The 14,114-nt window shown below is 37.8% G+C and carries 12 protein-coding genes; 2 read left to right on the top strand and 10 right to left on the bottom strand.

Going from position 1 to position 14,114, the window contains the following annotated elements; all coding sequences use genetic code 11:
• The first annotated feature begins 26 nt into the window (after positions 1–26).
• Together Q4493_RS08655 and Q4493_RS08650 are read left to right on the top strand one after the other, a co-directional pair.
• Positions 27–1,712 carry a DUF342 domain-containing protein gene (locus Q4493_RS08655; RefSeq protein ID WP_303451606.1) on the top strand — a complete coding sequence of 562 codons (1,686 nt, stop codon included), beginning with the start codon at positions 27–29 and terminating at the stop codon, positions 1,710–1,712.
• Between the two features lie 30 nt (positions 1,713–1,742).
• On the top strand, positions 1,743–2,510 hold the full coding sequence (locus tag Q4493_RS08650) for a DUF2884 family protein (protein ID WP_303451604.1): 768 nt from the start codon (positions 1,743–1,745) through the stop codon (positions 2,508–2,510).
• Positions 2,511–2,545: 35 nt separating this feature from the next.
• On the opposite strand, the gene Q4493_RS08645 is transcribed toward Q4493_RS08650, so the two are convergent.
• The 10 genes from Q4493_RS08645 to ileS all read right to left on the bottom strand — a co-directional run bounded on the left by Q4493_RS08645 (position 2,546) and on the right by ileS (position 14,070).
• Complete coding sequence (locus tag Q4493_RS08645) at positions 2,546–2,863, bottom strand: TapY2 family type IVa secretion system protein (protein WP_303451602.1); 318 nt, start codon at positions 2,861–2,863, stop codon at positions 2,546–2,548.
• Between the two features lies 1 nt (position 2,864).
• Positions 2,865–3,263: a type IV pilin protein gene (locus tag Q4493_RS08640; RefSeq protein ID WP_303451600.1), complete on the bottom strand. Its 399-nt coding sequence runs from the start codon at positions 3,261–3,263 to the stop codon at positions 2,865–2,867.
• Positions 3,264–3,271: 8 nt separating this feature from the next.
• Positions 3,272–6,823: a pilus assembly protein gene (locus tag Q4493_RS08635; protein ID WP_303451598.1), complete on the bottom strand. Its 3,552-nt coding sequence runs from the start codon at positions 6,821–6,823 to the stop codon at positions 3,272–3,274.
• Positions 6,824–6,853: 30 nt separating this feature from the next.
• Complete coding sequence (locus Q4493_RS08630) at positions 6,854–7,369, bottom strand: pilus assembly PilX N-terminal domain-containing protein (RefSeq protein ID WP_303451596.1); 516 nt, start codon at positions 7,367–7,369, stop codon at positions 6,854–6,856.
• A complete protein-coding gene (locus Q4493_RS08625; protein WP_303451594.1) occupies positions 7,360–8,340 on the bottom strand; it encodes a PilW family protein in 981 nt (326 codons plus the stop codon). The genes Q4493_RS08630 and Q4493_RS08625 overlap by 10 nt, the downstream gene beginning before the upstream one ends.
• Before the next feature lies 1 nt (position 8,341).
• Positions 8,342–8,890 (bottom strand): type IV pilus modification protein PilV, encoded by a 549-nt coding sequence (gene pilV / locus Q4493_RS08620; protein WP_303451592.1) that lies wholly within the window; start codon positions 8,888–8,890, stop codon positions 8,342–8,344.
• A gap of 316 nt (positions 8,891–9,206) precedes the next feature.
• The gene (gene ispH / locus Q4493_RS08615; protein WP_303451590.1) at positions 9,207–10,136 is read right to left on the bottom strand and encodes a 4-hydroxy-3-methylbut-2-enyl diphosphate reductase; all 930 of its coding nucleotides are present in this window, start codon (positions 10,134–10,136) and stop codon (positions 9,207–9,209) included.
• Positions 10,137–10,167: 31 nt separating this feature from the next.
• Positions 10,168–10,602 (bottom strand): FKBP-type peptidyl-prolyl cis-trans isomerase, encoded by a 435-nt coding sequence (gene fkpB / locus Q4493_RS08610; RefSeq protein WP_303451588.1) that lies wholly within the window; start codon positions 10,600–10,602, stop codon positions 10,168–10,170.
• A 1-nt stretch (position 10,603) separates the two neighbouring features.
• Entirely contained in the window at positions 10,604–11,116 is a 513-nt protein-coding gene (gene lspA, locus Q4493_RS08605) for a signal peptidase II (protein ID WP_303451587.1), read from the bottom strand.
• 116 nt (positions 11,117–11,232) lie between these two features.
• Positions 11,233–14,070 (bottom strand): isoleucine--tRNA ligase, encoded by a 2,838-nt coding sequence (ileS, locus tag Q4493_RS08600; RefSeq protein ID WP_303451585.1) that lies wholly within the window; start codon positions 14,068–14,070, stop codon positions 11,233–11,235.
• Positions 14,071–14,114 lie beyond the last annotated feature (44 nt).

Genomic DNA, 14,114 nt, shown 5'->3' with positions numbered 1-14,114 from the left:
TAGTCGAGTTAAAGAGAGTTTATAACGTGACCAAAGCGTGTTTAGAACCTAATAAGAAAGATAATATTGACTTATTATTACAACCAATAAAAGACAATCAGCTAATTACTGAAGCTTCAATTCATGAGCTGATTGAAAATTCTGAATATACTGCTTTATATGTGGATTCTGGCAATATAAAAAATGCTGTTGCAGAGCTCAACAGCGTTCTAAAACCCTTACAGGCCAATCAATCTGGTCGTGAGATCCGTTACCAAATTCTCGAAAGACGCGACGCCAAAATATCTATAGAAATCGATAAAGATGAAATGTCTGCTACCGGTGAAATATCTACAGCGTTAGGCGGAAAACATCTCTCTGCAAAAGCGATTTTACATGCTGCTCAAAAAGCAGGAGTGACTAAAGGTTTTAGTAAAGAAGAATTAGTTAAACTTGCGCAATATGCTGCAAAAGAGCCGCCAGGCTCTATTGTTAAAGGCAAAATAGCACTAGGAAAAGACCCAATCAACGGTCAAGACGGCAATATCAAACTTCTAGTTGAAAGTGCCCAAGAACGCATTTTAAAACCTAAAGAACAAGAAGACGGCTCTGTAGATATGCGCGACTTAGGTGATATTATCTGTGTTAGAGTCGGAGATCCTTTAGCTAAAAAAATCCCTCCAACAGAAGGAATTAAAGGCTTTTCAGTCACAGGAACTCCTTTAGAGCCGATCCCTGGTGAAGATGTCTCATTAAACGTTGGCGATGGCACTACTATTAGTCCAAAAAATCAAGATATATTGGTTTCCACTCGTGTTGGCTTACCTCGAATTATCGATAACGGTATGGAGGTTGATGAAGTTTATAAGATTAAAAACGTTGATGTCAGCACCGGACATATTCAATTTGAAGGTAGTGTCATTATCGAAGGTGATGTCTGTGAAGGCATGAAAGTTATTGCTAGTGGCGATATATCTATTTCAGGCTTCGTAGAGTCAGCTTATTTAGAGTCTGGCGGTGATATTACCATTGGCAGTGGCATTATAGGTAAAAAGCAGGATACTGAGGAACAAAAAGTAACCGATATTATCATGAGTGTGTCAATTAAAGCGGCAGGAAAAGTTTTTGCCAAATATTGTCAATATGCTGATATTTCCTGTCAAGACTTACGCATCGAAAATCAAATGATGCATAGTATTATCAACGTAAAAGAAAGGTTGTGGTTAGGTACCGAAGAGAAAGCAAACGGTAAATTAATCGCTGGATTTATTAGTGCGGGTAGTTCTGTTCATGCAGGAACTGTAGGAGCAACCGCCGGTAGCACGACCATTGTTACTTTTGACAAAAGGTTGGAACAAATACAGGAAAAATTAGCCGATATCGAAGAAAAATTAGAAGCAGAATCGAACGCGACTAATGAATTGAAAGAAGCCAGTAATAAATTAAAAAAACTGCCTAAAGATAAACTCAACCCTGAAGTACTCAATAAGGTAATGTCAACGTATAAGCATCATGCAGAGATTATGGGTGAATTACTGAATGAAAAAGAATTAGTTGAAGAAGAAAAAAATATCTATATGGCTAGTGTTTTTATAGAGGCTAATGAACGCATTTACCATGGTGTACAATTGATTGTTGGAGAGTTTCACGAGAAAACGAAACGAGAATATGGCCCGAGTAAAATGCGCTACAAAGAGAGAAAGATAATAATTGATCCAATCGTTAATTCCTAACGTATACTTAGTTAACTGATTAATTTACTTATGTTATTACGTAATTTAGTTCTAATAGCTAGCTCGTTTTGCGTTCACAACGCTTTAGCAGAACAATGCGATATCAATTTAAAATATGGCGTTATTATTGATCCTAGCCATGTCAGAATTATCGAGCACGGAAAAACTTACATTCAAGTAAATGGTAATCATCAGCTTTTTATTAACGGCAGTGAAATTCCATTATCAGATGAGCAAAAACAACTTGTTAGTGAATATTTTTCCGGTATTCGAGAGCAAATCCCAGAAATAGTCTCAATCGCCATAGAAAGTGTTGATGTAGGCCTAAAGGTTGTAAATAAAGTTATTGCTGGCATTACCGGTGAAAATAGCGCTTCGCACCAAAAGCTGCAAAAACAATTTGATGAATTACAATGGCGTATCCGTACACGCTTTAATCACAGTGATAATAGCTTTTATATTGCCCCTCAAGATTTCGACAATTTTGATGACGTGTTAGCCGGAGAGTTTGAAGAAGAAATTGAAGCTATTATTACCGATTCTATCGGAACAATTGTATCTACGGTAGGCAATGCGATAAGCAGTCATGACATTGAAAGTAGTGAGCAAAGGCCCAATACTTTAGTGCGTAATATGGGAAATATCAGTAAAGATCTTAAACTTAATTCTAAAATTAGTACGATAGAATCGAAAGTTTCCGTATTCTGTCAGCAACTCAAAAATTTAAACACCATTGAACAGAAACTAAATGAAAACATAATTAAATTAAAATCCTTTAATTTAATTGATAAAAATTAACGCTTTCATTTAGTTATTTCGAGCAATTACTACTTTTAGTAAGGAGTAATTTTTTCAACGGCTAAAGCCAATTGATTTTTAAAGTTATCTGCAGTCTGCACACATTCAATCACTTTATATACTTTCATTTTTTTATCCGACAATGTTGTCATTGTTGATGTATTAGTTAATAAATCAGCTAATTTATTGAACTTACTTTCATTGATTATTTGATAAAGTATTGTCTGCTCACCTCCATATAGGGTCACAAAACATTTAGTTTTAATCGTTTTTTCTACTTTAGTGTTAGCTAATCCGTTGCCACTAATTAGCAAAAAAAACAAACAAAGTACGGAAATAAATATATATTTCATTTTACTGCTCCCAACAGTTACTCGCCGGAGTTTTCTTACCCGTTTCAGTAATTGTCATTGTTTTACAATTGGTGTCTTTCGTTTGAGTTCCTTTAGCTGTAGCCGTTAATGTAAAGCTTTCTCCTGAAACGGTAGCATCAATACTATACAGCCCACTTTCAGTAATATACGGATCAGCTGCTAACCCTAACTTAGTCATATTAGCGGTATAAGCTCTACTATCAACGTACAGTTGTTCTTGTAAATTAGCTAAACGCACAAGTTCTCTTTGCCCTTCAGATCTATTAGATTTAAGAACAAAATCTATATATGACGGGTATGCCACTGAAGCTAAAATACCAATAATAGCGACCACTATCAGTAATTCAACTAAGGTAAAACCCGTTTGTTTTTTATTCATAAATTTCATTAATTATTCTCATCAATATAAAGGTGGGTTCGCATCGTTTGTAAATTAAAGCCCACAGGTACAATTTTACGACCAACAATGATATTACCTACCGCTTCATCAATAGTTTCATCGTCACCATCATCCTCTGGAACTACAATTAAGGTTGGCGTACCTAAAAATTGCTCACTGATATAAACTTTTCGTTCATCCCCATCCGTAATTCCATCAGGATTATCAGAGTCTACCCAGTTATATTTACTGGTACCTTGCGCTAAATCCACCGCATATAACCAGCCTTGACCACCAGGTATTTCACAAATCGCTTGATTAGCAACCAATGATGGCGGCATAAACGAAGTGAAGTACGCAACGCCTTTTATTACAATTGCAGACTCGGTATTTTTCTCGCCATCTGATTTACCAAAGTTTATATACCAGCCCTGTTTCTTACTCACCGCTAGCTCTAATGCATTTAACTGTGTTGTGGTTAGTGTTTGGCCAAAAGGATCATTGGTATAGTCATACAATTGACTCATCGTAATCGCTGTAGGCGCAGGTATTGTCGGTAATGTTTTACTAGGGAAAGATTGTGTTTTAATATTTTCATCTTTGATCATAAAAAAACTATCTTGTGTATCTTCACCTAATGGATTGGATCTATCACCAGACCCAATAAGTATCGCCTCATAAGGTTTTTCTTGCTTACTAGTGATTTTAGTCGTTGCGCCTTCTTCATCTGTAACAGTAGTTTCGATAGTTTCAGTGATAAAAGTTCTAACAATAGAAGGCTCATTAAAAAAACGACGATCTGTATCGTTTGTGGTCCCACCTAACGAAGCCAACTTAAATACTGTCCATGGATTTGTAGGGTCTGTTGGGCTTTTATCAGGCATATCAACACGCCAAATATTACCACCGGTATCGCCAGCATATAATCGATCCACTAAGCCATTACCATCACTATCTAACATACCAATACTAGAGGCGATACTATCAGTGATGCCACTAAATGCCATCGTTCCACCACTAGGTGCTAAGCTCCACTTTAAGGTACCTGTTTTGGCATCAACCATATAAATAGCACGACCTGAAGAATCATCACCACCAACCCCAGCAGCATCTTTTCCTGCATCATAACCTCCACCAAAAATCAGTACTGGCTCTGCAGTTGTACCTGTGACATTTAAGGCAGAATAGCCGATTTTAGGTTGCGACCATGATTGGCCAAGCTCACTAAAACCACTAGTATCGCTATCAATTTTCCATAATAACTTAGGAGAGGTAGGAGAAGTTATATCAAGTGCGTAATAAGATGAACCACCACGACGAAGGCCAAAAAAGATATAAACCTTATCTGTACCATTTACAACACCATCACCATTAACATCTTTAATATATGAGGTAATACGGCCATCAATACCATACACTTTATCAGCAGATGAATAATTATTTCGCAAATGTTTAATGTTTGAAAGGAACTCTTTTGGTAAAAACGCCCATGTTTCTGAGACAACATCAGTTTCAGTGTTATCTTCAAACATATGAAGCACCCCAGCATTCGTGCCGATCATAATACGAATACTGTCGCCATAATTAACAACGAGCGGTTTTGAGTGTAAAGGATCACCAAAAACATCATATCGCATATCGGTTGTTGAATTATCACCATCCTCATCATCAACATCTATACCCGCGTGCCAATTTAAGGTATCGTCTATATCATCCTCTAGAACATCAAGCTCAGCGGCTAAACCCGCAGCATCAGTAAAAGCCTTTTCTGCATTTGTACGATTAAAAGTGACTAAGCTGTCTCCATCAACCGTTAAGTCACTATAAAGGGTTCTGCTATTTGTTTTGCGCAGCATATCCGCAACACCACCTTCTGCGACTTTATCACCATCTTTAGAATTAGTTGGTGACCAAAAACTAGTAACGCTATCTGAAAAATGCCCTGTGTCTTCATTCAACGCAGGAACTTTCGACTGCCCTACTTGTTTACCGCCAATGACTTTATATTTTTTAAGATTTCCTTGCCATCTAGGGCCATTTTGCGGGTTAAACATCGCGTAATAAACGGCATTTAATGTTTCTGTTCTATCAAAATTATTTGAGGCAACTGAAGCTGAGGTCAAACTATCATTACTAGGTTCTAATTCCCCTAGTGCTGTTAAAAGCGCGGCAGTTAACTGAACACTATCTTTAGCCTTAAAATATTGTCCTCCGCCCCTTGAAGCCGTTTCTTTTAATAATTCTTCGGCGCTATCGGCACCTTTACTAAATCCTATGGTAAATGTACTTACTTTTTGGGAACCATCTAAATCAGTATTAACGTCATAATCATTCATCCACCCAGCTAAACCTGCTAAATAATTACTTTTATACTTAGTACCATTGAACTTAACTGTACTTCCATCTTCTTCACTGGTTAACGCTTCAATCTTTTTATCGGCACCATTATCGTAGGTAGGCTCACCATCTGTGATTAAAATAACGTACGCTTTGCCATTACAATTACTAAAAGGTGTAATGTATTTGCTGCTACTTTCAATACTAGTATCCCTGGGTGGTTTATTTTTGGTGTACGACTTTCCTTGGCTTTGATCATCATCACCAAAATCTACTGATTTGCCAGCAAAGTAATTATATGATTCATAAAGTGATTCGCATAAAGGAGTCCAAGTTTGCGCTTTTAGTTCATCATTAACTATTTTTAAAAATGCCGCTTGCTTAGTATCATCAAGTTCATCAATACCAAAAACAATTCTCCCACCATTAGGATCAGTTGACTTATCACCATCATCATAATTAAAAATTTGTAGACCAAAATCGACAGAAGGGGCTGATTTAATTACATTAGTAATACTTTCTTTTGCTTGATCAAGCCTAGATCGAGAAACTTGTGCAATATCTTCACCGTGATGCCATCGCAAATAATTATCGGTGTATAAAGTAACTAATGTACCCGACCAATTAACATTTGAGTCATTAACATTAGCAGTATGATAAACAGGATTTTTTTTATTACCTTCATTATCAATTGGGTAACCAGAATCTAAGCCAGCAACGTTGGTAGGGTCTTCATTAGTAACGTCATCTTCACAATCAATGACTTCAATATTGGCGCCGTTATTATCTGGCAACTCTTCCCATGTACCCGCATTACCTTTTAATGAATATTCACGAATATGTCCGGTATAAAAGCCTGTTGTCGCTAAAATATCTCGTGCCGTTTGACAGCTATTAATTTCATCTAAAAAACGACGTACTTCACTTGGGCTATCAGGTGTGGGTAAGGCCGCGCCATCAGCGCCGCCTTTAACGAAATATATAAATTTATCGGAAAGAGAATTTAAACCGCCAACAGCATCATATTCAGTATCAGGATCATAGGATGCATTGACATTCTCTTTCGTTCCCATACTGCCGGAATTATCAAAGATGATTAACACTTGCGGTCGTTGGGCTAACTGTTTAACCGTATCACTGATATAAAGCTCAATATCTTCTCCAATTGAAAAAAAAGACACAGTGAGTGCACACGTTAAAATTAGCGTTAGAACTTTCTTCATATTCCTATCCCCATGAGCCGAACATAAACACTATTTTAGCAACTGCTGAGCCACCCCAGAGTTAACGTCAACAGTATTTACATTGTTTCGACCATAATTACGATTTACTTGAACTTTTAATACGTTACAAGTAAAAACCTGAACCGAAGAAGCTGATCGAGAGTGGGGGCAATCAGCTTCTAGCCTTAATTCATTATTAGCAATATCAACAGTAGCCGTTGATCCTGTTTTTGTACCTGGTAACAATAACGATTGATCTGTATTTGGAAAATTCGCCACAACAAGCGGCTTAGCAAATTGATTCGTTTGACCTGGAGCTACTTGATTATAGATCACTTCGTCAATTGCGCTGACGGCTTCTTGCGTCGCCACCAGTTTTTCCTCACTTGCCCCTGACATTTTCATATCAGAAGTGGTGTTTTGCATTAACGCCGCAGCAACAGCCGTTAACGAAATTAAAAAAATTAACGAAACTACCAGTACAGCGCCATTTTGTTTATTTATAGCAGGCAAACTATTACATGAAAATTTATGTTTTACTGCCATGAATCAACCCTCGCATTAAATAAAGTAACCGTAGAACTAAATAATAACCGACGAAAATTATCGTTGGGAGTAAAAGATAAATCCCCCAGTTGATAAGTATTATTATTGGTATATTTATTATCTGGTAATACGCTACGTGCAAGTACAAAAATTTTCACAGCTAATATGTTGGAGTTTGTCGCATTATTCCATAAATCTTCGGTCATATTATCTGCCGAAATAAACGCATTCACAATGCCATCATCTGTGGTATCAACTCCATACATAAAGCGGATCATTTCAATACCATCAATGATAGGAGAAAAACTCATCGAATTAGTTAATCGTCCTTTCATCAATACCGGGACACTGATCGTACCTTGAACTTGCTCCGTGACATAATAGACGTGATGCTGGTATTCCCAAATTTGGCTATTATCTACGGTTGGTACAGCTGCCCCCCCATCAAATAATTCACCATCATTAATATTAGTAATTAAATAATAATTGTCTGCTGAAATGTCTGCCGGTAAAACGGGCGTTGAAATAACCCGTTTTAACTGTAATATATCTGAGCCTGTTTTGGCCTGTGCTGATGTGGCAAAACAACCTAATGGATCGCCCGAAGCTGCGGTTTCTCCCCATAAGGTTCTAAAGTGTCCATTAGCGGCAGGGAACGTTGTATTGTTTATCCCTCCTCCTTGGCAATCATTACCCGGTGCGCCCAAAGCAACACCGTTTAAATTAGCTAAGTCGAATGTGCCAACATAGTCACCCCAGAAATCTTGTCTAAGTAAATCATCAGATAAAACATTTAACGCAAATCGACCATTTTCTTGTAATTCACCGTAAGTGGAAGTTTCTTTGGTTGTCGTTTTCATACTAACAAAGACACTTAGTACGCCTGCAAGTAAACCTAAACCTACCGCTAACGAGATAAATAATTCGATTAAGCTAAAGCCTTTATGATAAGAATAATTAAAGTTTTTCATATTAATTTATAAAAGCCTCAACAATCACCTGCCGTCTTTTATCGCCAGCCGTACCACAAGCGTTCGCTTTTTTGCTATCAGAAATATCAACTCGTCCTTGCCAGCTCACCACAACAGTAATGGCATTTAGTGTGTTACTGATGCATGCCCTACCACCAACTAAACCTCCAGTATTTACAGTACCTTGGGTAACATTAGCGCCCATCAAGGCAGCTTCCCATTCATAAGTGTCATTAATGACCATTTCTGCAGGGGTACAAACGTTACCTACTGAGTTACAGCGTTTAGCAGGCACAGCATCAAGTGCTACACCATAATTTGTTTTCATATATCCTGCTAAAGTTGTCGGATCATTACTTCGCATTCTTTCGACAATATCTTGAGCTAAAGCAGAAGCTAATGAACGTTGCATTGCATCAAAACTACCTTTTTTCACGGTAGCCTGCATAGCCACTGCGCCCAAAACCCCAGTAACCAGAATAAAGAGTGCGACAAGCACTTCAATAAAAGTCATGCCTAACTGATTATGTTTAACATATGCTTTTTTCATCTCTCTTCCTTTGTGAATAGAATACAAAGATTCAAATAACAATAAGAATGCATTATTTGTAGAGCATACATTGAATTTTTGACAAGTGGAAATGTCGATATTATCGCGTTATTTAATATCGAGAAGATTTGTTTATATGTGTTAAAAATCACCAACGTGAACAGCATTAACCCATACCTTACATCCATATAACAAATAGCCATCCAATAGTAGACGCACAGTAACTATTTGTTTAATAGTAATGATTTACAAAAAATATAGCAGTTAGATTATCCCTGTGAAGATTACATTGCTTAACTTTCAGCCTAAACTAAGACTAGCGCAATTCAATCGGTACCGCAAATACTGTATTTTCTTCCCGTCCTGGAAACTCAGTCACCTCTTTTCCTCCATGATTTTTTAAGGTGTCTATGACTTGCTTTACTAATATTTCAGGTGCAGATGCACCGGCCGTAACGCCAACATTTTTAACGTTTTTCAACCAAACTTCTTTAATATCTTCTGCGGTATCTATTAAATAAGCTGTAGTGCCTATTTTATCAGCGAGCTCTCTCAACCTATTTGAATTAGAGCTATTCTTAGCGCCAACGACCAATAATAAATCAACTTCATTGGCAATAGAACGCACGGCATCTTGGCGATTTTGCGTGGCATAACAAATGTCGTCTTTTCTTGGGCCTTGAATCTCTGGAAATTTAATTCTTAATGCATTGATAACGTCACTAGTATCGTCAACAGACAAGGTCGTTTGGCTACAATAATAAAGTTGTTGTGGATTTTTTACCTCTAAACCATCGACATCATCGACCGATTCAACTAAGTAAATCCCCCCCTCTTCACTCTCATATTGCCCCATGGTTCCTTCAACTTCTGGGTGTCCTTCATGGCCGATTAATATACATTCGACATTTTTTCTACTGGCACGAGTGACTTCCATATGCACTTTAGTCACTAAAGGACACGTCGCATCAAAAACTTTTAATCCCCGACTTTTCGCCTGATTTCTTACCGCTTTAGAGACTCCATGAGCACTAAAGATAACAGTACTATCATCGGGTACTTCATGAAGTTCATCAACGAAGACAGCTCCCCTATTTTTCAAACCATTAACAACAAATTTGTTATGAACCACTTCATGACGTACATAAATTGGCGCATCAAATAAGTCTAGCGCTCGATCTACAATACTAATGGCTCTGTCAACACCGGCACAAAAGCCTCGAGGGTTAGCTAAAATAATATCCATAATGGCTCTCAAGAAAATAGGGTTAAATACATTATAAAACTTCAACAACGTCAATTACAAAAGTTACTGCTTGCCCAGCTAAGGGGTGATTAAAATCAACCGTCACTGAACTTCCTGATACTTCGCTGATCATACCTGGAAGTTCAATGCCACCAGGTTGAGTAAAAGTAATAATATTACCTACTTTAGCCGGTGTTTCCGCAGAAAACTTGCTTGCATCCACATAATGGATATTATCGGGATTCGACTCACCAAATGCATCTTTAGCTGCGAGGGTGAACTCTTTGCTTTCATTCGCTGAAAGCCCTAATAACTGTGCTTCAAAAGCAGGTGAAATACTCGCATCACCCATAATAATTTTTGCCGGTTTATTATTTACTTTGGTACTATCGGCTGCTGAACCATCAGCTAATTTCATGGTAATGTGAACAATAACTTCAGAATTTTTTTCTATAATTTTAGACATATCAACTCTCTTTAACATCCTGATTTTTACTAGCTTTATCTTGCTTAAACGAGTCTATGATCATTAAAGCAGCACCGACAAATATGATTGAATCGGCAACATTAAATGTTGGCCAATGATATCCTTTTACATAAAAATCTAAAAAGTCGATAACGTAACCAAATAATGAACGATCAATTAAGTTTCCTAATGCACCACTTAACATACAAGCCAATGCTGCTGCTAATAAGGGCTGTTCTTTTGGCGTTCGTTTGAGCCAAACTAAAAACACTATCGAAGCAATAGCTGCAACCGCGGTAAAAAACCAACGTTGCCAACCGCCTTGATCCGCTAAAAAGCTAAAAGCCGCACCATGATTTTGTGCATAGGTAATATTAAAAAAAGGTAAAACATTAATCGACTGATAAAGTTCCATTGAACCGGCAACCCAATGTTTAGTAATTTGATCGATAATTAAAAATAGTGCTGTGACCCAAAGCCACTGCAAACTTGATTTGATTTTTAAAGGAGCCATTAATTTCTCTGAGATATAATTAAGTTATTTAACTAAATACTCTGAATGCAAAATGCTCAGTTACCAATAGTGACATCACTAATAACTGAGCATTTTAATATTCTACTTAGTTAAAATTAAGCAAATTTACGTGTTTCGCCTTCGCCATCAACATTAGTAATACAACGACCACAAAGTAATTCATGTGCAGAATGTTGACCCACATCTGTGGTTACATGCCAACAACGATCACATTTTTGACCTTCAGCAGGTTCAACACTAACCCATAAACCTTCAATTTCAGTAGCATTAGCATTGGCTGGTTGTTCAGAAACAATCTCTACATTGGCTGCTGACGTAATTAACACAAAACGAAGTTCATCACCTAAGTGATTTAACACAGCAGCTAAAGTTTCATTAGTATATAAGGTCACTTTTGCTTCCAGTGCTTTACCTACTTGTTTTTCTTTACGCGCCAACTCTAAAGCTTTGTTTACTTCACCGCGTACTTGAAGTAATTGGCTCCAAAATTCGTTATTTAATTCACTGTTGCCAGCCATTGGTGCTAAACCATCAAACCAAACATTCGTGAAAACAAATTCATCACGCTCACCTGAAGTTGGTGCAGGTAAAGCAGTCCAAATTTCTTGAGCCGTGAATGACAAAATAGGCGCCATCCAACGAGTCATTGCTTCAGCAATTAAATACATTGCCGTTTGACATGAACGACGCGCCACACTGGTATCTTTTGCGGTATATTGTCTATCTTTAATGATATCTAAGTAAAAACCACCAAGTTCATTAGTACAGAAATTCATCATTTTATGAACAACTTGATGAAATTCATATTCATCGTAAGCGTTAATAATTTCAGCTTGTAACTCAGCAGCTTTAGCCACTACCCAACGATCTAACGCGACCATGTCATCGAAAGCAACTGAATGGTTTGCTGGTTCGAAGCCATTAATATTCGCTAATAAGAATCGAGACGTATTACGAATACGGCGATACGCATCCGCTTGACGTTTAAAAATTTCTTTAGAAACGGTAATTTCTTGCGTGTAGTTCACCGAAGCAACCCATAAACGCAAAATATCAGCACCATATTGCTTGGTGATTTCATCAGGAGTTATCACATTACCTAATGATTTCGACATTTTATGGCCTTTCTCGTCTACCGTAAAACCATGCGTTAACACTTGTTTATAAGGAGCTTTGCCGTTCATCGCAACAGAAGACATCATAGATGACATAAACCAACCACGGTGTTGATCGGAACCTTCTAAATACAGATCAGCGCCTGCATTTAACTCTTCACGGGCATCTACTACAGAGTAATGCGTTGTGCCAGAGTCAAACCATACATCTAAAGTATCAGGAACTTTAATAAATTGCTCTGCATCATCGCCAATCAATTCACGTGCTTCTAAATCAAACCACGCTTGAATACCTTCTTTTTCTACACGTTTTGCTACTTCTTCGATAAGTTCGATGCTACGAGGATGTAATGCACCTGTGTCTTTATCGATAAATAATGCAATAGGAACCCCCCAAGTACGTTGACGAGAAATACACCAATCTGGACGACCTTCAACCATAGACTCAATACGGCTTTGTCCCCAATCAGGGATCCACTGTGTTTTAGTTATTTCTTTTAAAGATTCTTGACGCAAACCTGCTTTTTCCATGCTAATAAACCATTGTGGAGTCGCACGGAAAATGATCGGCGTTTTATGGCGCCAACAATGAGGATAAGAGTGCTCATAAGCATGATGATGCATTAACGCGCCATGTTGTTTTAATACTTCAACAACACTGTCGTTGGCTTTAAATACATGCTGACCTTCAAAAAGCTCAGTGCCTTCAAGGTAAACCCCATTGGCACCAACAGGGTTAGCAACTTCAAGATTATAGGCTTTACCAACAACAAAATCGTCAACACCGTGACCAGGCGCAGTATGTACACAACCAGTACCAGAATCAGTGGTAACATGTTCGCCACAAATAATAGGTACGTTAAAATCATAAAATGGATGTTTAACTTCAGCACGATCTAACTCCGCACCTTTAGCAAAACCTAAGGCATGATATTTTTCAATACCAAAACGATCCATACAAGCTTGAACTAAATCTGTCGCAAGAATTAAACGTGCTTTACCCTGTTCATTTTCATATTGAATTAATGAGTATTCTACGTCAGGATGAACTGACACAGCGCGGTTTGCTGGTAAAGTCCAAGGAGTAGTGGTCCAGATAACTACGCCAATTTGACCTTCGCCGGCATGCCCTTCTGGGTGAGAAAATTTATCAGCAAGCGCTTCATCTACCACATTAAATTTTACATCAATGGCAGGTGACATTTTATCTTGATATTCAACTTCAGCTTCAGCCAAAGCACTACCACAGTCTGTACACCAATGCACAGGTTTAAAACCTTGTTGCAAGTGACCATTTTCTGCAATTTTACCTAGCGCACGGATGATATTCGCTTCCGTATCAAAGTTCATGGTTAAATATGGATTTTCCCAATCACCAAAAACACCTAAGCGTTTGAAGTCTTCACGTTGGCCATCAACTTGTTTGGCGGCATATTCACGACATTTCTGGCGAAATTGCGCAGCAGTGACTTTATGCCCAGGTTTGCCCACTTTTTTCTCTACCATTAATTCGATAGGTAAACCGTGACAATCCCAACCTGGAACATAAGGAGAATCAAAATCAGACAAAGTTTTTGCTTTAACAATTACGTCTTTTAAAATTTTATTAACTGAGTGACCTAAGTGAATATTACCGTTTGCGTACGGAGGACCATCATGCAAAATAAAAGATTTTTTACCTTTTTTCGCCGCACGAATTTTGCTGTATAACGCTTTTTCGCCCCAGTCTTTTAACATTTGCGGTTCACGATTTGCCATGTTTCCTTTCATTGGAAACTTAGTATCTGGCAAATTCAATGTATGTTTATAATCACTCATTTAAATTACGGTCCGTTATTTAATCTCGCTGGTTCGCACCAACA

Source organism: Colwellia sp. 1_MG-2023 (genome assembly GCF_030546755.1).
GTDB lineage: Bacteria > Pseudomonadota > Gammaproteobacteria > Enterobacterales > Alteromonadaceae > Thalassotalea_H.
Note: the sequence above shows the minus strand (reverse complement) of the source record. Positions and strands in the feature narration are given on the sequence as shown.